The organism is Streptomyces sp. NPDC056161 (genome assembly GCF_042268025.1).
Classification (GTDB): Bacteria; Actinomycetota; Actinomycetes; order Streptomycetales; family Streptomycetaceae; genus Streptomyces.
The window spans coordinates 37,028-55,651 of sequence record NZ_JBHJUV010000058.1; the positions used below are offsets into that span (position 1 = coordinate 37,028).

The following is an 18,624-nucleotide window of genomic DNA, read 5'->3' on the forward strand; positions in this document are numbered from 1 at the left end:
TCAGGCAGATGGACTGCCCGCCGGTCGCTCGCGCGGGTCCGCCAGATAGGTTCGCGCGCCGTCCCTCGGCAGCACCGCCCACATGCGCGTACCCCAGGCCGGTTCGCGGGCGTCGTCAAAACCCCAGGCGCCGCAGCACGCTTTCACCACGCAGGACAGCACACGCAGGGCGGCTCGGCGACGGGCTTCGCATGCTGATGCCGCGTGGCGGCCGGAGTGGTGGGGGTGGCCGTCGTAGAGGGTCACGCGTAGGGCCCGGTCTCGGTAGCGGAGGGATACGTACACCTCCGTGGTGGTGAAGCGGCAGGCGCAAGAGGCCAGTTCGCCCACCACCTGGACGGCAGCGTCCGTCACGTCCTCCAGGCCGTGGGCGCGCAGGATCGTGCGGGTCGCCGCCCGGATGATCGACGGACTGTACGGCGCCGCCGGGAGCGTGAAGCTGTAGGCGAGCGTTTCGGGGGTGGGGTGAGCGGGAGGACGGTCCGCGGCGGGTGGCGGCGGACAGGTGGTGATGGGTGCGGGCATGGCGACAACTCCCTTGGCACGCGGGTGGATTGGTGTGCGTAGCGGCCGGTGGCCTGTCTCCCCGACGCGGGCCCGCCACTCCCAGGGCAGGAGGGTGCGGGCAGGCTCGCGCGATGCGCTTCCGGCCAGCGGGTCGTCGTGATCGACCCATCACCGACTGTAGGGATTTGCTGGCACAGTGTCCAACGATTCGGAGATAATTACCCCCACCATTGGTGGACCGGTGGCGATGCCAACCGGCAGACTGTGGCCCACCACGGTGCGAGAAGGGGTGGCATGGCGACAAGAAACACGCCGACGGAGCGGCAGAAGCGGCTGGGGGCCGAGTTGCGCAAGATGCGGCTCGCGGCCGGGGCCACCACGGAGTACGCCGCCGGCCTCCTCGGCATCGACCGGACCCGGCTGTCCAACATGGAGTCCGGCATCCGGCCCTTCTCCGCCGAGCGCATCCACACACTGGCCTGCAATTACTCCTGTGCGGAGCAGAGTTACGTCACCGCTTTGGTCACCATGGCCGAGGGCAAGGAGCGGGGTTGGTGGGAGCAGTACCGGGGCACCCTGCCCGCCGGGCTCCTGGACATCGCCGAGTTGGAGTGGCACGCCTCCCGGGTGCGGACCGCGCAGATCATGCATGCACCTGGGCTGCTCCAGACCGAGGATTACGCCCGTGCTGTCTTCGCCGCCGTGCTGCCACCGCTGAGCCGGCTCGAAGTCGAGTTGAGAGTGGCCCATCGCATGGAGCGACAGCAGGTGTTCGACCGGGCTGCGCCGCTTCCGTATGTTGCTTACGTCCATGAGGCCGCGCTGCGTATGCCCTACGGCGGCACCGAAGTGACCCGTCGGCAACTCGATCACCTGGCCACTCAGTCCGAGCGCGACAGCATCGACGTACGTGTCATCCCGACGAGCGTGGGCGGATTCCCCGGAGCCGGACACGCGCTGCTCTACGCGGACGGGACGGTGCCGCAACTCGACACCGTGCAACTGGACTCCGCGCATGGACCGGAATTCACCGGCGCGGAGGCTCAGCTCACCAAGTACCGTACCCATCTGGACTGGATGGAGCATGCGGCGTTGCCCTCGGCAGCCTCTCGTGACGTCGTCCGCAATGTCGCCCGCGAACTCTGAGGGAGCCAACGATGGTCACAGGAATCACCTGGGAAGACCCCTTCTGCGGCGAGGGCAACAACTGCTTTCGCATAGGCACCGACGCCACCGGCAACGCCTATATCGCCGTCGCCGGGCAGGAGGAGCGCTTCGTCACGGACAGCCGTGATGCGCTGCGTGCTCTTGTCCGGGAGATCAAGGCGGGCAAAGTGGATCACCTGCTTTAGGGGGCGCCCTCGCCCGGTGTCAGCCCCCCGTCCGCGGGAACGTCACCTCCACGCGGCGGTTCTTCTTGCGGCCCGCCTCCGAGGAGTTGTCGGCGATCGGGTACTGCTCGCCGTAGCCGCGTACCTCGAAGGTGACGGTGGGGTCGTTCAGGTCCTGGTCCAGTACCGCCTGTACGGCGTTGGCCCGTTGTTTGGAGAGGACGTCGCCGTGGGCCGCGGAGCCCAGGTCGTCGGTGAAGCCGAACACCCGCACCTGGGTCGCGTGCTGGTTCCTGATCTCCTCCGCGATCGTCGCGATCCGGGCCTTCGCCTCCGCGCTCAGCTTGGCGCTGTCCTTGCCGAACAGCACCTCGGCCTGGAGGGCGAACGTCACGTCGGCGTTGGTGTCCTCGCGGCGTTCGTCGCCGCTCTGGTCCTCCACCACCGACTTGATGTCCAGCACCTTGGGGGAGGCGAGCGTGGCGCCCTCGGGGAGTTTCAGATCCGGGTCGTTGGGGTCGACCTCGACCGGGGCGGAGGGCGATGCCTCGGTGCCCGGCGGAACGCTGGGGTCGGTGGCGTCGGCCGCGGCCGTGGTGGCGCCGTGGAGGGTGGCGGCGACGAGGAGGGCGGCGCAGGCCGCGGCCAGCGGGAGGCGGGGTCTGGTGGTCACGTGTGCCTCACCCGGAGATCTGGATGGTGGCGGTGGAGAACGTCGGCAGCTGGAACGTCACTTCGGCCGTGTCCGCCGGGGGCGACGGGAACTGCATGAAGATGGGAACGGTGTCGCCCGCCCTGACCGTCTGGACACCGGTGGTGGTGAGGGGGCGGCCGTCGGTGTCGCGGAGGACGTAGTAGCGCTTCCTGCTCTTGGAGTCCACCAGCGTGGCTCCGCCGAACGACTGGCCGTTCTTCATGATCTCGGTCTCGTTGCCGGTGAGCTGCGAGGAGAGCACGGCGTCCTGGCTGCCGTCGTTCTTCAGCTCCGCGTTCACGGTGACGAATCCGCCCGGGTCCCGGTCCGCCGACGTGATCTTCAGGTTCAGGCCGTCCGGGCCGCGGAGTTCGGCCAGGGGCTCCTGCGACCGGCCCTCCTGCGCGCTCGGGTCCGATCCGCCGTCCCGTGAGGCCGCCGCCGATGTCCGCGGTTTCCCGTCGCCGCCCCCGCCCCCGCCGCAGCCGGCCACGCAGACGGCCAGCCCCACCGTGACGGCCAAGGCAGCCACACCTCTGCGAGCCTTCGCAGTGCCCCGAATGCTCATCGCTCCGCTTCCTTCTCCACTCGTCGTTCGCTGTCAGTCGGCCAGGTGCACGTCAAAGAGATCTTCCGGTCCCGGAAGGTCGAGGGGATCGTCCGGGTTCAGCTCCCAGTTCCGGTCTTCGCAGGTGAGCCGGGGCAGTACGGCGTCCACGGCGTCCCCGGTGCCCGCGGTGCCCGCGGCTCCGTCGCCGGGAAGCTCGAACGTACAGAGCGGTTCGATCACCGCCTTCGCGGACGCGGTCGACCGCATGTTCTCCGTACCGGGAACGACGGAGCGCCCGACGGGTTTCTCGGTCTGGACCTCGACGTCGTACGTCAGTGGATCGGGCGCGTCGCAGTTCCGCAGCGTCGCGTCGTTCTGCGCGGCGAGCTGCTCGGCGCGCCAGCACGAGGGGTTCAGTTCCACGCCACCGTCGAAGATGTCCTGCCAGGTCGCCGGGTCCAGCAAGTCCTTCACCCATGCGCCCGCGAGCTGGTCACGGGTGTTCTGGGCCGCCGCGAGCGCCGCGGCGTCGGCCGCCGTCTGGGCGCCGTTCCGGTTGACGCCCGCCTGGCCGACCGCCAGGTAGGCGAACGCGAGAAAGAGCAGACCCGCCACCACCGTGAGGTAGATGGGGAAGGCCTGCCCCGCGTCGCCCCGCCTGCGCCGTCGGGTCAGGTGAGCTGGGCGATCTTGGCCTTGATCTTGTCGAGGATCGTCTTGCCGATGTCCGTGCCGGTCATCGCCAGGACGATGGCCACCACGACCGCGATGATGCCCAGATACTCGACCGCGGTCTGCCCACGGTCGCCGGCCCGCCGCCGGACGGCTTCGACCGTCGTGTTCTTCCAGCCGGTGACGCGGACCTTCGCCGCCACGGACGCCCTCAGCATCAGGTCGCTCATCGTGCCCCCCTCCGGATCCGCCTTCGATCCGGGCAACGTACGACGCCGCGCTCCGCTCCGCACAGGGTCCCAGGACCCATTGCCGGGCCCAACCCCCGCCGTGGTCCGGCATGTCAGGCCACATGTCAGGCCACCCCCAGCCACTTGGCGGCGGCCTGGGCGCGGCTGGTGCTGTGCAGCTTGGCGAAGATGCGGTTGATGTGGTTCTTGACCGTCTTCTCGCTGATGAAGCACAGGGCGGCGATCTGCTGGTTGTTCAGACCGGACGCGATGAGGTCCATGATCTCCGCCTCCCTCGTGCTGAGCTGGAACCGCGACCGTACCGACTGTCCCATATAAGATTGCGATTGCGAAAGGTTCTGCGGAGAAACAGCCGGTGAATTGGCGGGGAGTTGAGGGGTGTCGTGTGCAGTTGCAGAGTTTGGAGAGCGTAGCTGGGAGATGAGCGCGCCGACCGCTGCCGGGGTGAAGTGCGGGCGGCCCCTGGTGATGTCCCGTACCGCCGCGAGCAGTTGGTCCACGGTGAACTCGCCGTGCACCAGATAGCCGCCCGCGCCGAGGCGTACCGCCTCCTGGACGGTCTCCGCCTCGTGGCTGTAGGTGAGCATCATGACCGGGGCCAGCGGCGCCAGGTGCGGAAGCGCCGCCAGCCCGTCGACGCCGGGCATGCGGACGTCCAGGAGGACGACGTCGGGGCGGTGCTCCAGGGTCGCCTCGTAGGCTTCGCGGCCGTCGGCGGCCTCCGCCACGACGGTGGTGTCCCCCCGGCCGGCGAGGAGGGCGGTCAGGCCCGCTCGGACCACCGGGTTGTCGTCGGCGACCACGATCCGGAGCGGTGCGGCGGGAGTGGTCGGCGGGAGGTTCTCGAAGGGGTTCGCCGGCATCGGGGGGCCTCCTCTCATCTGTCTCTGGTCATCTGTCTCTGGTCATCTGTCTCTGGTCATCTGGGGCCGCGTCCGGGGTGCGGGGCGGTGTCGTCGGCCTGGTCAGCGGCAGTTCCAGGACGACCTCCGTGCCCTGGGAGTACGGGCCCGGTCCGATACGCAGGCGGGCGCCCACCGACGCGGCGCGCTCGGCCATGCCGACCAGGCCGAAATGGCCCAGGTGGCACAGCCGTTCGAGAGTGGTGCCGGGGAGCAGGCCCCGGCCGTCGTCGTGGACGCTCAGCCGTAGCAGGTCGGCGTGCGCGTCCGCCCGTACCTCGACGCGGGCCGGTGCCCCGTGGCGGTGGGCGTTCTCCAAAGCCTCCGAGACGATGGAGAGGAGGTGGCGGGCCACCGCCGCCGGAACCGGCGGGAGTTCCTGGTCACCGGCCCTGCGGAACCCGGCCGAGAGGCCGGTACGGGTACGGAAGTCCGCGACGAGCGCCGCCAGGTCGGTCAGCAACCCGGCGCCGGGGATGGGCATGGACATGGGGGTGGGGGTTGGGGTGAGGGTTGGGGTGAGGGTTGGGGTGGCGATTGCGGCGGGGCCGGCGGTAGGGGTGGGGGGATTTCGGGGCGCGGGGGCGTCGGCGGGTGCGGGGGCTGCATGGTCGGGTGCGGAGGCGTCGGCGGGTGCGGAGGAGTCGCCGGGCGGGAAGGTGTCGGTGGCCGGGAAGGTGTCGCGGTACGTGGGTGCGTTGCCGTACGCCGGATCGTCGCCGTACCCGGGAATGCGGTCGCGGCGCAGGTCCGTGAGCAGTTCGCGGGCCTCGGCCGCCGCCCTGCGGGCCGAGCGGGACACCAGTTCCGCCTGCTGCTCGATCTGGGCGGGGTCGGTGCGGGCGCCCGCGGCGGCCGAGGCGGCCAGACCGTCGGCCGCGAGGGCCACCCCGTACAGGGTCTTCGCCACCGAGTCGTGCATCTCCCGGGCCAGCCGGGCGCGTTCGGCGGTCACCGCCTCGGTGGCGGCGAGCCGGGCCTGGACCGTCGTCAGGGCCTGGGTCGCGGCGCCGAACCGGAGCAGTACGTTGCGCAGGGCCGAGCCCATGGCTCCGGTGATGACGCACAGGCCGGGCAGGAGCAGCGACTCGGCGAGGTCGGTCTGGTGGCCCTGGGGCAGGGTCGCGTGCACGAGCAGCAGGATCAGGGACTGGAGCGAGGCGAAGCAGGCGGCGCCGCGCCAGTCGTAGAGGAGGCCGGCCAGGAGCGGGGTGCAGACGCTGACGTAGGCGAGGGTCGTGTCCGGGCCCGCCGAGACGAGCAGGAGCGAGCCGATCAGGGTGTCCGCGGCCAGCAGGGTGGGGTGGCGCAGGAGGAGCGGGCCGAAGCGCTGCCAGTCGCGGAACAGCACGTACGACACCATGAACGTGACGACCACCGCGGCGCCGACCAGGCGGGCGCCCAGGCCGGGTGACGCGTTGAGCAGGGCGGACGGAGCGGCCAGGGCGATCATGGCCAGCCGGAACCCGAAGACCTGCCGGCACATCGCGTGGAGGGCGCGCAGTTGCAGCGTCTCCGGCGCGGGCGCGCCCGGCACGGCGATGCCCTCGGTCCCGGGGTCGGCCGAGGGCGGCACGGCCGTGATCTCGGGCGCGCCGCCCTGCCGGGTCAGCGGGCCCTCCTGCCCGGCCGGCCCACCCTCCTGCGGGGTCGGCTCCCGCGCCGCCCCCGTCGCCCCCGGTCCGCTCTCCGTCGGCTCGGGCCGGGGCGCCGTGCCCTTCGCCCATCCCGGCAGGCGTACGCGGCGGCGTCGGTCCATGCCGCCACTCGTCGTCGTCACCGCCCTCATCCCCCGGCCCCGCCCGTCCCCGTCTACTTCCCCGCGATGGTGCCGAAGTCCACCCCGGAGCCGAGCAGGAGTCCGGCGCCCAGCAGCAGCATGGTGGCCGGGACCATGAACGTGGTGATCATCAGCGTGGCCTTGGGGACCGCTCGGGCGGCCCTGCGGCGGGCGTTCTGCGCGTCCGTACGGCGCATGTCCTTGGCCAGGGCCACCAGGGTGTCGACGATCGGCGCGCCCAACTCCTCGCCCTGCTGCAACGCCGTGACGAACATCGCCACCTGCTCCGAGTCGTTGCGGCGGCGCAGTTCCGCGAACGCCTGGCGGCGGCTCATGCCGAGGTCCATCTGGCGCAGCGTGATGCGCAGTTCGTCGGCCCACGGGCCCTCGTACCTGACCGAGACCCGGTCCAGCGCCTGCCGGAAGCCGAGTCCCGCGCTCACCACCACCGCGAGGACGTCCAGGAAGTCCGGCAGGGTCCGCTCGATGACGTCCTTGCGGATGCGGATCGCCGACCAGAGGCCGACCTCCGTCCAGAACGCGCCGAAGGCGAGCAGCAGCAGCGCGACGACGTACTGGTCGCGCATCACCATCACCAGGAAGCCGACGCCGCCGAGCGCCCCGTACACCGCCCGGCGGGCCGCGTACCGGTCGATGGTCAGGCCGCCGGGGTTGCCCGCGAGGTCGATCCTGCGGCGGTACCTGGCGACCCGTCCGGGTCCCATCAGGCGCAGCACCAGCGGGGCGTAGCGCATGCCCATGCGGTCGATCAGCGAGCCCACCGCGCCGGTGCGGGTGGCGCCCACCTCCAGGGCCACGGCCAGGTCGCGGGGCAGCCTGACGTCCGCCCGGTACATCCGGATCCCGGCGAAGACGCCGAAGACACCGAGGCCGATCACCGCCGCGAACAGCAGTCCCATACCGATTTCCCTCCTTCCTTCTGTCCTTCCGTCCTTCCGTCCTTCCGTGCTTCTGTCCTTCCGTGCTTCTGTCCTTCCGTGCTCGGCCGTCAGACGTCGATCCGGCTCATCCGGCGGATGAGGACGAAGCCGACGGCGTACATCGCGAACGCGACGAGCACGCAGACCTGGCCGAGCGCAGAACCGGTCAGGCGGTCGAGCGTGCCGCCCCTGACCCCGTTCATCAGGAACAACGCGCCCACCCCGAGCGCGGGAACGGCGTACGAGGTCATCGTCACCTGGGAGAGCTGGGTGCGGATCTCGCGCCGGGTCTCCTTGCGCTCCTCCAGCGTCTCGGTCAGATTGCGCAGCGCGCTGACCACCTGGCCGCCCGCCCGGTTCGACAGGACGAGGGTCGTGACGAGGACGACCAGTTCACGGGAGGGGAGGCGGTCGGCGAGTTCGCCCAGCGCGTCGTCCATGGAGTGGCCGATCGCCAACTGGTCGGACACCTTGCCCAGTTCCTGGCCCGCGGGCGCCTCCAGCTCCTCCGCGGCCAGGCCGATCGCGGTGCGCAGGGCGAGGCCGGCCTGGGTGGCGTTGGCCAGGATGCGGGCGAGTTCGGGAAGCTGGTTGATGAAGCGTTCGATGCGTTTCTGGCGCTGCCAGTTGAGGAACAGGAGCGCCGCCCACACTCCGGCCAGCCCGGCGATCGGGCCGAAGAAGGGGGCGAGGACGGCCTGGCCGATCAGCCAGAGGGCGGCGACCACGGCGAGCATGTACGCGAAGAACTCACCGGGTGTGACGTCCAGGCCGGTCGCCAGGAGCCGGAGTTCCAGCTTCCGGCCGAACCGGGTGCGACGCAGTCTGCGGTCGAGGTTGCGGAAGCGGCGCCGGCGGCCGGTGTCCGGGAGCTGGCCGGCGCTGCGGAGGCGTTCGACGAGGGCGGCGCGCTGGGCCCGGCCCGAGGCGTAGGTGTGCACGCCGACGACGGCCAGGACGCAGGTCAGCAGGGTGACGCCGGTGGTGAGCGTGACGAGCGTGGACAGGTCCATGGGTGCCGTCTACCTGGCCTCTCGGGTGGCGAGCTGGTCCGCGCTCCGGGCCACACCGAAAGCCTGGGGCAGTGGCTGGTTCGCCATGTAGAGGCGGTCGGCGGTGCGGCGCGGAAGGGGGAAGTACTGGAAGGTGCCGTGGACACGGCCGTCGGGGGTCATCGGCCGGGCCTCGAAGCGGGCGACCGTGGCCAGCCGGTACGGCTCGCCGCCGTGGCTGTCGAGCAGGGCGATCTCGGTGATCCGGCGGGCGCCGTCACCGAACCGGGTGAGCTGGACGAGGACGTCGACGGCGCTGTTGATCTGGTCGTGCAGCGCTACGAAGGGGACCTCGACGTCGGACATGGAGGCGAGGGTCTGCAGGCGGGTGAGGGCGTCCTCGGCGCTGTTGGCGTGCACGGTCGCCAGGGAGCCGTCGTGGCCCGTGGACATCGCCTGGAGCATGTCCAGGGACTCACCGCCGCGGACCTCGCCGACCACGATCCGGTCGGGGCGCATACGCAGCGAGTTGCGCACCAGGTCGCGGATGGTGACCTGGCCCTTGCCCTCGACGTTCGGCGGGCGGGACTCCAGGCGTACCACGTGGGTCTGCTGGAGCTGGAGTTCGGCCGAGTCCTCGATGGTGATGATCCGCTCGTGCGCCGGGATGAGTCCGGACAGGGCGTTGAGCAGGGTCGTCTTGCCGGTACCGGTGGCCCCGGAGACGATGATGTTGAACTTGGCCTGCACCAGGCCCGCGAGCAGGAACACCATGGGCTCGTCCAGGGAGCCGAAGCCGATCAGCTCCTGGAGGGTGAAGGAGCGCGGGAAGCGGCGGATGGTGAGGATGGGGCCGGTCAGGGACAGCGGCGGGATGATGACGTTGACGCGCTCACCGGACGGGAGACGGGCGTCGACCATGGGGTTGGACTCGTCCACCCGGCGGTTGACGGTGGAGACGATCCGCTCGATGGTCTGCATCAGCTGGTCCGCGGAGACGAAGCGCAGCGGCAACTGCTCCACCCGGCCGCCGCGTTCGACGAAGACCGTGTCGGGGCCGTTCACCATGATCTCGGTGATGGACGAGTCCTCCAGCAGTGGTTCCAGGATGCCGAGCCCCAGTGCCTCGTCGACGACGCGCCGGATCAGCTGGGCGCGTTCGGTCGTCGACAGGACCGGGCCCTCACGGCTGATGATGTGCCCGAGCACCCGCTCCAGGCGGGCCCGGCGCTCGGCGGCGACCAGCGAACTCATCTCCGCGAGGTCGATCTCCTCCAGGAGCTTGGCCCGGTAGGAGGCGACCAGGTGACCGTCCTCGCCCCGGCTGCCCTGCTCCTCGGGGGAGTTGATGCGTGCCCGCAGGCTCATGGCTTCGCTGCTCCTCGGTCAGTGGTCGAGCGGCATGGTGGCGGACTTGCGGGCGTCCCCGAAGTTCCAGCCGAAGACGACCGTGGGGATGTGGACGGTGGCGGTGACCTCGACCGAGTCGCCCAGCTCCGCGGTCGCGCACCGCGTGCCGCCGGCGAGCCAGTCGCTGACCGCGGCCGTGCAGGCCCGGCCGACGTCCTGCCGCAGCGAGGCGGCCCGCGCGCCCGCGCGCGCGGCCGTCCCCGCCTGCTGCGCGGTGTACGCGACGAGACCGGTCTGGATGCCGGCGAGGGCGACGATCAACAGAACGGGGATGAACCCCAGGTATTCGATGGCTACTTGACCGCGGTCGCGGCGGCGGGGTGATCGGTGGCTGCGGCGACGGACGCGGTGGCCGCCGGCCCGGAGTCCACTCCTGAGTCCTGTGCCGACGTCTCCGTCGCCGCCGCTCATGCCGCGGTCGCGGTCGCAGTCGCGGTCGCAGTCGTGGTCGCAGTCGTGGCGCATCTCAGTGCTTCGCCTCCTCGACCGCGCCCGCGTGGCCGTGCACGGTGACCGGGAAGGCGACCGTCCCCGGGAACAGGACGGGCACCTTCAGGGACACGTCGGCGGTCACATAGCCGCTTCCCCCGCACGTCACCGTGGCATTCCCCCTCCACGCCCCCGACAGGTGCCGAAGGCCCGCCTGCTCGCAGGCGGCCTGCCGCTCGGCCGGGGCCGCGGCCGTACCGGCGCGTACCGCCTCGTCCGCAGCGTTCCCCGCGAGCGTGTAGGTGTACCCCACCAGAACGCACTGCCACATCAGCACCAGGGTGAGCAGGATCAGCGGGGTCATGCCGAGGAGTTCGACAGTGACCTGGCCACGGTCCTGGCCCCGGTCCCGGTCGTGTCCCGGCCGGGCCGGGGGGCGCGGCGGGCTCGAACGGCACGGCCGGTTCAACCGGTTCGGCCGGTTCAACCAGTTCGGCCGGTTCAACCAGTTCGGCCGGTTCAACCGGTTCGGACCGTACAGACGGCACGGACCGTACAGACCGCACGGACCGTACAGACCGCACGGCAGGGTCATCCGCTCAAGTCGGCTCAGGCGGGCCATGCCGTCACTCCTTCCGGCGCCGGAAGCTCACCGCGCCGCGGTCGCCGCGCGGTCGGCCGCCGCGGTGGGCCGGTCCGTCGGGGGCGCGGGCCAGGCCCAGTTCGCCCGCGAGCGCCCACAGGGCCTGTTTCACCGTGCTCCGGCTGTCGAGTTCATGAAGACGCCCGGCGTCCACGACACCCTGGAGTTCCTTGAAGGCCGCCGGGACCGCCGTACGGGCCAGCGCGGTGCCGGTGATGCGTTGGATGAGCTGCGGCTGGATCTCCGTGCTCCGGGTGAGCCGGTTGACGACGACGGTGGTCTCCTCCGCCTTGCGGATCTGCAACCGGTCCCACATGCGCACCGTACGCTTGGCGCCCCGTACGGCGACCACGTCCGGGGTGGTCAGCAACAGCGCGGTGTCGGCCGTCTCCACGGCGGTCGCGCCGGCGCCGCTGAGCTGGGCGCCGCAGTCCACGACGACGACCTCGTAGTGGGAGCGCAGGACCCCGACGATCTGGCGGGCGGCCCGGTCGGTGACCTCCTCGCCGCGTTCCCCCTCGCCGGGGGCGAGCAGCAGGGCGAGGCCGGTGTCGTGGCGGAAGACGGCCTCGGCGAGGACGCGCGGGGTGATGTCGGCGATGGCGGCGAGGTCGACGACGGAGCGGCGGAACTGGATGTCCAGGTAGGAGGCGATGTCACCGGTCTGGAGGTCCAGGTCGACCAGGGCGGTGGGCCGGCCGGACGCCTGGGCGGCGAGGGCGAGCTGGATGGCGGTGAGGGTGGTGCCGACGCCGCCCTTGGCGCCGCTGACGGTGACGACGGTGCCGCCCGTGCCGCCGATCGTCTCGGCGCCGTGGCCGAGGTGGCGGCGTACGCCGCGCGACCACTGGGCCACCGCCTGCACCCGGCTCGCGAGTTCGTCGTAGCCGAGCGGCAGGGCGACCAGGCCGCGGGCCCCGGCGTCCATGGCGGCGGAGAACAGCCCCGGACCGGCGTCGCCGGTGACGAGGATGACGCCGACGGCGGGGAAGCGCAGGGCGACCTCGCGGACCAGTTCGAGCGCGGGCACGGGGCCGATGCGCTCGTGGACGACGACGGCCTCGGGCAGTGCGTCGACGGACTCGGCGGCGAGCCGGGCGAGCGCGTCGACGAGCTGGGTGGAGTCGACGACCGGCGGCAGCGGTTCGGCGTCGGGGAGCTGACTGAGCAGGGTGACGAGGGAGCGTGCGGCGTCCGGGTCACCGACGGCCGGCAGGATCCTGGTGGGCATGCGGGCCGCCTCTCACTTGTCCGTCGCGAGTTCGTACGTGCGGTCCTTGTCCGGGACGGTGCTCTCGCCGCCGGGTGCCACCAGGGCGAGCCGGACCCGCTGGGCGAACGACTCGGCGTACGTGATGCGCTGGGCGTCAAGGGTGGACAGCGCGAAGGTGATCGGGACGGCGTCGGTCGGCTGCCGGCTCTTGTCGTCCGGTTCCAGGGAGGTGAGCCTGCCGACGTCGATGACCCGGGCGCCGGTCACGATGATCTTGGCCTGGTCGGGGTCGCCCTGCTGCTTGCCCTCGAAGGTGGCGTAGACGTTGACCCGGGAGCCCGGGGTGATCTTGCCGGCCACGCCGGTGGCCGCGTCGATCATGATGGCGACCTCTTGCTGCCCCGGCTGGAGCGCGGGCTGGTCGACGATCATGTCGCTCTGCAACAGCGAGCCCTTGCGCAGGGTGGTCACGGCGATCTTGCCCTGGATCTGCCGCAGGCTGGTGACGGCGTTGGCGGACAGCCACCGCTCGGGCATCCGGATCTTCTCGAACTGGCCGGTGTCCAGCGGCGTGTACGGCGCCACGTCGGACTTGACCTGGTACGCGGTGACCTCGGGGCCGACCTTGGACTTCACGTCGTCGATGACGGAGAGCACGCCGGCGAACGCGCCGAGGGCGCAGACGACCGACAGGATCAGGAGTATCACGCCGCGGCGCTGACGGGAGTTCATGAGCCGTGCAACCTCATTGGGGGAATCGGTCGTGCGCAGTCAATGGGTGAGCGGTGTGGCGGTGTGCGGGTGGGGCGGCAGGCCGGGCGGTCACGCGGGTGCGCGTTGTTCGAGGGCCCGTGGGGCGGGTGGTTCGTGGCCGGGCGGGATCGCGGAGCAGAAGACGCAGCGGTCGCCGATGACGTCGATGCCGCACCAGTGGCAGGTGCTCTGCCGTACCGACGTGACCAGTTGGTAGAGGACCGACAGGTCGGCGAGATAGCTGCAGAACTCGATGATCCGACCCGTGCCCCACCAGCTCGCGGACTCGGCGGGCAGCGGGGCCTCGCGCAGCCCGTGTGCGCCCCACGCCTTGGAGAGGGTGCCGAGCCAGTCGGACTGGAGCTGTCCCTTGGCGACCAGCATCCAGGTGCTGAACTCGGGTCCGGGCAGGGTCGCTTCGGGTCCGACGCGCACGAGCCGCGGTTCGGGGTGGGCGACCACCGCGAACTGGCTGCCCGGTACCCAGGACTTGGCGTGCGCCCTCAGGCCCACGGGGACCCGGTCCAGCCTGGCGACCGAGCCGAGGACCGCACCGGCGTGGATGTAGTGGGTGAGCAGGCGGCCCGCGGAGGCGAGCACGCCGGGGCTGAGGTCGCAGGAGGCGAGCTGCCTCAACTGGCGGGCCAGGACGGCGATGCCGAGGGGCGGCAGGCCGGGCCGGAACAGGGCGAGGCGGTCGCTCTCCATGAGGGACCTGAGGGTGTGCAGCCGCTGCGTCACCGCCGCGGGTACGGCCTGCGAGCCTACGACGATCACATGTCCGTGCTGCTCGACGAGGGTCTGGAGGTCCGCCAGCGCATGGTCGAGCGGCCGCTTGTCGAGGTCCCGCAGGACGACGGCGGGCACGGTCCGTTCGTCCTGCGCGGGCAGCGCCAGGTCGGCACTGGTCACGGCAATGGCAGTTGGCACGCGCAGCTCCCCGATCCTCGCATCCCTGGGCCCCTCGGTGTTACTCCAGTGCTCCGGGACGACTTCACTGCGTGACTACGGGAGCACTGTAACCACGCCGCTGTGGCCGGAGAACACCGTTTGTGCGGCCGGACGCGATCCGCCTTCACACAACTCACTCCAAATCCGGACAGGTTGAACATCTCTCACGCACGGACTTTGGTCTGGACCTCTTGACAGCAGGATTGGTCTGGACCAAATTGTCAGGCCAGCGGTGGCCACCGTCCCCAGTTCTCTCCCCGCCCATCTCCCCGCCCACTCCCCCACCCGGAGGCCCCAGTGGATCGTGCACCAGGCACGCCCAGACGCAGCCGACGGCGGATCCGGACCTGGTCCGTGACCGCCGCGCTCGCCCTGTCCGTGGCGGGACTCGCCGCCGCCCCCGCATCCGCGGCGGACGTCAACAACGTCAAGAACGCCGGCTTCGAGTCCGGCCTGACCAACTGGACCTGCTCCGCGAACAGCGGTACGACGGTCTCGTCGCCCACCCACACGGGCGCGGGCGCGCTGAAGGCCACGCCCGCCGGGCAGGACAACGCCCAGTGCACCCAGGCGGTCGCGGTGCAGCCCAACTCCACGTACACGCTGAGCGCGTGGGTGCAGGGCGGCTACACCTACCTGGGCGTGACGGGCACCGGCACCACCGACGTGTCCACCTGGACGCCCGACACCTCGTCGTGGAAGCAGTTGTCGACGACGTTCACGACGGGCGCCTCCACCAAGTCCGTCAACGTCTACACGCACGGCTGGTACGGCCAGGCCGCGTACCTCGCGGACGACGTGTCCGTCTACGGCCCGGACGGCGGAGGCGGCGGCGACCCGGCCCCGACGGTCCCGGGCACCCCGGGCGGCCTGGCCGTCTCCGGTACGACGTCCTCGTCGGTCTCCCTGTCCTGGAGCACGGTGTCCGGTGCGACGGGCTACAACGTCTACCGTGACGGCACCAAGGTGACGGCGGTGACCGGCACGTCGGCGACGGTGTCCGGCCTCGCGGCGGCCACCTCGTACTCCTTCCAGGTGACGGCGACGAACGCGGCGGGCGAGTCCGGCAAGTCGGCCGCGGTGACCGCCACCACCGGAACGACCGGCGGCGGGGGCGGCGGGACGGTGCCCAAGCACGCGGTGACCGGCTACTGGCAGAACTTCAACAACGGCGCGACCGTCCAGAAGATCTCCAACGTGCCGTCGGCCTACGACATCATCGCGGTGGCCTTCGCGGACGCCACCTCGACCCCCGGCGCCGTCACCTTCAACCTGGACTCGGCCGGTCTCGGCGGCTACACCGTCGACCAGTTCAAGGCCGACATCAAGGCCAAGCAGGCCGCCGGGAAGAAGGTCATCATCTCGATCGGCGGCGAGAAGGGCACCGTCTCGGTGAACGACTCGGCGTCCGCGACGAACTTCGCCAACTCGGTCTACTCGCTGATGCAGACGTACGGATTCGACGGCGTCGACATCGACCTGGAGAACGGGCTGAACGCGACGTACATGACGCAGGCGCTGCGCTCGCTGTCCACGAAGGCGGGCTCCTCGCTGGTGCTGACGATGGCCCCGCAGACGATCGACATGCAGTCCACGTCGGGCTCGTACTTCCAGACCGCGCTGAACGTGAAGGACATCCTCACCGTCGTCAACATGCAGTACTACAACAGCGGCACGATGCTCGGCTGCGACGGCAAGGTGTACGGCCAGGGCACGGTGGACTTCCTGACCGCGCTGGCCTGCATCCAGCTCGAAGGCGGCCTCGCGCCGTCGCAGGTCGGCCTGGGTCTGCCGGCCTCGCCGAGCGCGGCGGGCGGCGGCTACGTCTCCCCGACGGTGGTCAACAACGCGCTGGACTGCCTGACGAAGGGCACCGGCTGCGGCTCCTTCAAGCCGTCGAAGACGTACCCCGACCTGCGGGGCGCGATGACCTGGTCGACGAACTGGGACGCGGCCTCGGGCAACGCCTGGTCGAACACGGTGGGCCCGCACGTGGACGCCATGCCGTGATGACGGGGACGGGAACGCCCTGCCGTAGCGGCGGGGAAGGGTAAGAAGCACAGAAGAAAAAGAAGAGGGGCGGTGACTTCGGTCGCCGCCCCTCTTCCGTACTGCCCATGCGGTACTGCCCATGCCGTACTGCCCATGCGGTACTGCCCGTACCGCGTCCCGCGGGCCTCGGCGCTACTCCTCGAAGTAGGCGTCGAGCACCGCGTCCAGTTGGTCCTCCCACTCCTTGAAGCGCGCCCTGGCCGTGGCCTCGATCTCGATCGGGTACCAACGGTTGTCAGGGGTGTGCACCGTGATGGTGAACCGCTTCCCGAAGCGGGGCGACTCCGTCTCGACCGCGCCGATCTCGTCCCAGCGGAACTCGCAGGACTCCTCGTCGAGGCGGAGCCGGACGCCCTCCTGGTCGGCCACTATCCGGGCGCGGCGGTCGGCGGCCTCGAAGACCGGGCCGTCCGACGAGTCCTCGCCGTCCTGCTCGTCCTGCTCGTCCTCATCGTCCGCCACGGACTCCGCGTCCTTCTCGGACTCCGGGTCCTTCTCGGACTCCGGGTCCTCCACGGACTCCGTTTCCGTCTCGGACTTCGGGCCCTTCGCGGACGCGGACTCCTTCTCGGACTCCTTCGTCTGCTCGGTGGCCTTCCCGGAGACCGGCTCGGAGACCTTCGCGGCGGGCGCCTCCGCGTCCGCCGAGGCCGGGTCGTCGGTCTCGGCGGCGTCCGCGGGCTCGGTGCCCTGCCGCTCCGCCGGCACGGGCGCGGTGAGCCCGGGGATGAAGGCCGGGTCGAATCCGGCGCCCTCAAGGGGCTGGCTGCTCGATCCTATGCGCTGCTCCACGCGGGCAGTATGGACGACATTCCTGTGCCGGAACCAGTCAGCCCGCCCGCCACTCCGGTTTCAACCTGGTGACGCTCTCGCACACGCGTGCGCTCAACTCCCGGATGCGGTCAGCCGAGTACCGCGAGCGCGTCGATCTCGATCAGCAGTCCCGCGGGCAGCCCGACGTACACGGTGGTGCGTGCGGCGGGCGGCTGGGTGAGCCGCTGCTCCTCGAAGTAGGCGTTGTAGATCTCGTTCAGCTCGGCGAAGTGGGCGACGTCGGTGAGGTAGACGCGGATCATCAGCACGTCGTCCCAGCTCGCGCCGCCCTCCTCCAGGATCGCCTTGACGTTGGCGAGGGTCTGGAGGGTCTGCTCGCGCAGGGCGGGACCGGCCGGTGTGGGCGGCTTGCCCGGCTCGGCGGGGAGGAAACCGACCTGACCCGCGACCTGGAGGATGTTGCCCTTCCGTACCCCGTGCGAGAACTGCGCGGGCGGCGTGGTGTGGGTCGCGGGGGTGAGCGCGATCTTCTCGGTCACGGTCTTCTCGGTCACGGCTTTCTCGCTCACGGTCTTCTCGGTCATGCGGGTGTCCTTCGCTGGATCACGGGGGTCACGGGGGTCACGGGGGTCACGGGGGTCACGGGGAAGGGACGAGTGGGGCGCGGGGGCTACCGGGGTCGTCGGGGTCACTGCGGTTCGGCCGGGGTGCGGCCGGAGTACTCGCCGCTGATTGCGTCGGCGGTGCGGCGCACCTGCGGGAGCAGGGTGAGGAGTTCGTCGGCGGTGACGACGACGTTCGGCGCGGAGACGGACATCGCGGCGACCACCCGGCCGTCGGCGCCCCGGATGGGCGCGGCGACGCAGTTGATGGACTCCTCGTGGCCACCGAGGTCGGTGGCCCAGCCCTGCTCCCGGACCTTGTCCAGCTCCCGCAGGAAGGCGGCGGCGTCCGGGGTGGACCGGGCGGTGTACAGGGGGTAGTCAAGTTGTTCCGCGAGCACGCGGCGCTCGGCGGCGGACAGGTCGGCGAGGAGCAGCTTGGCCACGGCGGCGACGGTGATGGCGACGGGCTTGCCGATCCGCGAGTACATGCGCACCGGGTAGCGGCTCTCCACCTTGTCGATGTACAGCACCTCGTGCTCCTCGTACACGGCGAGGTGGACGGTGTGTCCGCAGTTCTCGTTGAGGCGGACGAGGTGGGGGTGGGCGATCTCGCGGATGTCGAGGTTCTCCATCGCCTCCTGGGCGAGGGCGAAGAGGCGGGCGCCGAGCCGGTAGCGCTGGTCGCTCTGGCGGTAGACGAGGCCGTGTTCGTGCAGGGTGCGCAGCAGGCGCAGGGCGGTGGACTTGTGCACGCCGAGCCGGTCGGCGACCTGGCCGAGGTCGGCGGGGCCCTCGGCGAGCAGCGGCAGGATGGTCAGCGCCCGGTCGACGGTCTGGCTCATGGTGTGGGTACCTCCTCGTCGGCCCGGCCCGGGGCCCGCGTCCAGCCGGGGCCGAGTCGAAGTCTCCCCCACGCCGCGTCGTCCAGCGCGAGCAGCCGGTCGGCATGGTCCCGGGCGGGGGGTACGGCGAGGTCGCCGGGGACGGTGAGGGCGGCGGCGGCCATCAGGTGCCCGCAGCGGATCCGCTCCCGTACGGGCAGTCCGCGCAGCGTCGCGGAGAGGAATCCGGCGGCGAAGGCGTCACCGGCCCCGACGGGCGCGACGACGTCGACCCGCAGGGCGGGCACGGAGGTACGCATGTCCGGGGTGCCGCCGCCTCCGTCGGCGCGCTC

General features: G+C 71.1%; 22 protein-coding genes. 3 read left to right on the forward strand and 19 right to left on the reverse strand.

Annotation, left to right across the window (positions count from 1 at the left end):
- Positions 1–525: an ATP-binding protein gene (locus ACFC09_RS37440; protein WP_376536002.1), complete on the reverse strand. Its 525-nt coding sequence runs from the start codon at positions 523–525 to the stop codon at positions 1–3.
- A 276-nt stretch (positions 526–801) separates the two neighbouring features.
- On the opposite strand from ACFC09_RS37440, the gene ACFC09_RS37445 reads away from it, so the two are divergent.
- Together ACFC09_RS37445 and ACFC09_RS37450 are read left to right on the forward strand one after the other, a co-directional pair.
- The gene (locus ACFC09_RS37445; RefSeq protein ID WP_376536004.1) at positions 802–1,653 is read left to right on the forward strand and encodes a helix-turn-helix domain-containing protein; all 852 of its coding nucleotides are present in this window, start codon (positions 802–804) and stop codon (positions 1,651–1,653) included.
- 11 nt (positions 1,654–1,664) lie between these two features.
- Positions 1,665–1,859 (forward strand): hypothetical protein, encoded by a 195-nt coding sequence (locus ACFC09_RS37450; protein WP_376536006.1) that lies wholly within the window; start codon positions 1,665–1,667, stop codon positions 1,857–1,859.
- A 19-nt stretch (positions 1,860–1,878) separates the two neighbouring features.
- On the opposite strand, the gene ACFC09_RS37455 is transcribed toward ACFC09_RS37450, so the two are convergent.
- The 14 genes from ACFC09_RS37455 to ACFC09_RS37520 form a co-directional block, all read right to left on the reverse strand.
- Positions 1,879–2,511, reverse strand: a complete 633-nt coding sequence (locus ACFC09_RS37455) for an OmpA family protein (RefSeq protein ID WP_376536008.1) — start codon at positions 2,509–2,511, stop codon at positions 1,879–1,881.
- Between the two features lie 7 nt (positions 2,512–2,518).
- Complete coding sequence (locus ACFC09_RS37460; RefSeq protein WP_376536010.1) at positions 2,519–3,100, reverse strand: hypothetical protein; 582 nt, start codon at positions 3,098–3,100, stop codon at positions 2,519–2,521.
- A 33-nt stretch (positions 3,101–3,133) separates the two neighbouring features.
- A complete protein-coding gene (locus tag ACFC09_RS37465) occupies positions 3,134–3,757 on the reverse strand; it encodes a pilus assembly protein TadG-related protein (RefSeq protein ID WP_376536038.1) in 624 nt (207 codons plus the stop codon).
- On the reverse strand, positions 3,754–3,984 hold the full coding sequence (locus tag ACFC09_RS37470) for a hypothetical protein (RefSeq protein ID WP_376536040.1): 231 nt from the start codon (positions 3,982–3,984) through the stop codon (positions 3,754–3,756). The genes ACFC09_RS37465 and ACFC09_RS37470 overlap by 4 nt, the downstream gene beginning before the upstream one ends.
- Before the next feature lie 125 nt (positions 3,985–4,109).
- Positions 4,110–4,886 (reverse strand): response regulator, encoded by a 777-nt coding sequence (locus ACFC09_RS37475; RefSeq protein ID WP_376536012.1) that lies wholly within the window; start codon positions 4,884–4,886, stop codon positions 4,110–4,112.
- Between the two features lie 10 nt (positions 4,887–4,896).
- Complete coding sequence (locus tag ACFC09_RS37480; RefSeq protein ID WP_376536042.1) at positions 4,897–6,393, reverse strand: sensor histidine kinase; 1,497 nt, start codon at positions 6,391–6,393, stop codon at positions 4,897–4,899.
- Positions 6,394–6,719: 326 nt separating this feature from the next.
- Positions 6,720–7,607: a DUF5936 domain-containing protein gene (locus ACFC09_RS37485; protein WP_376536014.1), complete on the reverse strand. Its 888-nt coding sequence runs from the start codon at positions 7,605–7,607 to the stop codon at positions 6,720–6,722.
- Positions 7,608–7,696: 89 nt separating this feature from the next.
- Complete coding sequence (locus tag ACFC09_RS37490; RefSeq protein ID WP_376536016.1) at positions 7,697–8,641, reverse strand: type II secretion system F family protein; 945 nt, start codon at positions 8,639–8,641, stop codon at positions 7,697–7,699.
- 9 nt (positions 8,642–8,650) lie between these two features.
- Positions 8,651–9,988: a CpaF family protein gene (locus tag ACFC09_RS37495; protein ID WP_376536018.1), complete on the reverse strand. Its 1,338-nt coding sequence runs from the start codon at positions 9,986–9,988 to the stop codon at positions 8,651–8,653.
- Positions 9,989–10,006: 18 nt separating this feature from the next.
- Positions 10,007–10,441 (reverse strand): TadE/TadG family type IV pilus assembly protein, encoded by a 435-nt coding sequence (locus tag ACFC09_RS37500; RefSeq protein ID WP_376536044.1) that lies wholly within the window; start codon positions 10,439–10,441, stop codon positions 10,007–10,009.
- A 55-nt stretch (positions 10,442–10,496) separates the two neighbouring features.
- Complete coding sequence (locus tag ACFC09_RS37505) at positions 10,497–10,823, reverse strand: pilus assembly protein (RefSeq protein WP_376536020.1); 327 nt, start codon at positions 10,821–10,823, stop codon at positions 10,497–10,499.
- 262 nt (positions 10,824–11,085) lie between these two features.
- Positions 11,086–12,333 carry a CpaE family protein gene (locus tag ACFC09_RS37510; RefSeq protein ID WP_376536022.1) on the reverse strand — a complete coding sequence of 416 codons (1,248 nt, stop codon included), beginning with the start codon at positions 12,331–12,333 and terminating at the stop codon, positions 11,086–11,088.
- 12 nt (positions 12,334–12,345) lie between these two features.
- Positions 12,346–13,047: a Flp pilus assembly protein CpaB gene (cpaB, locus tag ACFC09_RS37515; protein ID WP_376536024.1), complete on the reverse strand. Its 702-nt coding sequence runs from the start codon at positions 13,045–13,047 to the stop codon at positions 12,346–12,348.
- Positions 13,048–13,137: 90 nt separating this feature from the next.
- The gene (locus ACFC09_RS37520) at positions 13,138–13,980 is read right to left on the reverse strand and encodes a hypothetical protein (RefSeq protein ID WP_376536046.1); all 843 of its coding nucleotides are present in this window, start codon (positions 13,978–13,980) and stop codon (positions 13,138–13,140) included.
- A 336-nt stretch (positions 13,981–14,316) separates the two neighbouring features.
- Between ACFC09_RS37520 and ACFC09_RS37525 the strand changes: the two genes are divergently transcribed.
- A complete protein-coding gene (locus ACFC09_RS37525; protein ID WP_376536026.1) occupies positions 14,317–16,029 on the forward strand; it encodes a chitinase in 1,713 nt (570 codons plus the stop codon).
- Positions 16,030–16,203: 174 nt separating this feature from the next.
- Here the strand turns inward: ACFC09_RS37525 and ACFC09_RS37530 are convergent, their stop codons facing one another.
- The 4 genes from ACFC09_RS37530 to ACFC09_RS37545 all read right to left on the reverse strand — a co-directional run.
- The gene (locus ACFC09_RS37530) at positions 16,204–16,863 is read right to left on the reverse strand and encodes a hypothetical protein (RefSeq protein ID WP_376536028.1); all 660 of its coding nucleotides are present in this window, start codon (positions 16,861–16,863) and stop codon (positions 16,204–16,206) included.
- Positions 16,864–16,973: 110 nt separating this feature from the next.
- Positions 16,974–17,384: a RidA family protein gene (locus ACFC09_RS37535; RefSeq protein WP_376536048.1), complete on the reverse strand. Its 411-nt coding sequence runs from the start codon at positions 17,382–17,384 to the stop codon at positions 16,974–16,976.
- 149 nt (positions 17,385–17,533) lie between these two features.
- The gene (locus ACFC09_RS37540) at positions 17,534–18,292 is read right to left on the reverse strand and encodes an IclR family transcriptional regulator (RefSeq protein ID WP_376536030.1); all 759 of its coding nucleotides are present in this window, start codon (positions 18,290–18,292) and stop codon (positions 17,534–17,536) included.
- Positions 18,289–18,624: PfkB family carbohydrate kinase (locus tag ACFC09_RS37545; RefSeq protein WP_376536032.1), on the reverse strand; the 336-nt coding region annotated here is incomplete at its 5' end. The genes ACFC09_RS37540 and ACFC09_RS37545, both read right to left, overlap by 4 nt.

Excerpts from the sequence above, each read along its gene's own strand:
- ACFC09_RS37510 (WP_376536022.1), bottom strand. The coding sequence starts at position 12,333 with ATGCCCACCAGGATCCTGCCGGCCGTCGGTGACCCGGACGCCGCACGC.
- ACFC09_RS37495 (WP_376536018.1), bottom strand. The coding sequence starts at position 9,988 with ATGAGCCTGCGGGCACGCATCAACTCCCCCGAGGAGCAGGGCAGCCGG.
- ACFC09_RS37445 (WP_376536004.1), top strand. The coding sequence starts at position 802 with ATGGCGACAAGAAACACGCCGACGGAGCGGCAGAAGCGGCTGGGGGCC.
- ACFC09_RS37470 (WP_376536040.1), bottom strand. The coding sequence starts at position 3,984 with ATGAGCGACCTGATGCTGAGGGCGTCCGTGGCGGCGAAGGTCCGCGTC.
- ACFC09_RS37475 (WP_376536012.1), bottom strand. The coding sequence starts at position 4,886 with ATGAGAGGAGGCCCCCCGATGCCGGCGAACCCCTTCGAGAACCTCCCG.
- ACFC09_RS37485 (WP_376536014.1), bottom strand. The coding sequence starts at position 7,607 with ATGGGACTGCTGTTCGCGGCGGTGATCGGCCTCGGTGTCTTCGGCGTC.
- ACFC09_RS37490 (WP_376536016.1), bottom strand. The coding sequence starts at position 8,641 with ATGGACCTGTCCACGCTCGTCACGCTCACCACCGGCGTCACCCTGCTG.
- ACFC09_RS37460 (WP_376536010.1), bottom strand. The coding sequence starts at position 3,100 with ATGAGCATTCGGGGCACTGCGAAGGCTCGCAGAGGTGTGGCTGCCTTG.
- ACFC09_RS37505 (WP_376536020.1), bottom strand. The coding sequence starts at position 10,823 with ATGACCCCGCTGATCCTGCTCACCCTGGTGCTGATGTGGCAGTGCGTT.
- ACFC09_RS37540 (WP_376536030.1), bottom strand. The coding sequence starts at position 18,292 with ATGAGCCAGACCGTCGACCGGGCGCTGACCATCCTGCCGCTGCTCGCC.
- ACFC09_RS37440 (WP_376536002.1), bottom strand. The coding sequence starts at position 525 with ATGCCCGCACCCATCACCACCTGTCCGCCGCCACCCGCCGCGGACCGT.
- cpaB (WP_376536024.1), bottom strand. The coding sequence starts at position 13,047 with ATGAACTCCCGTCAGCGCCGCGGCGTGATACTCCTGATCCTGTCGGTC.
- ACFC09_RS37450 (WP_376536006.1), top strand. The coding sequence starts at position 1,665 with ATGGTCACAGGAATCACCTGGGAAGACCCCTTCTGCGGCGAGGGCAAC.
- ACFC09_RS37500 (WP_376536044.1), bottom strand. The coding sequence starts at position 10,441 with ATGAGCGGCGGCGACGGAGACGTCGGCACAGGACTCAGGAGTGGACTC.
- ACFC09_RS37480 (WP_376536042.1), bottom strand. The coding sequence starts at position 6,393 with ATGTGCCGGCAGGTCTTCGGGTTCCGGCTGGCCATGATCGCCCTGGCC.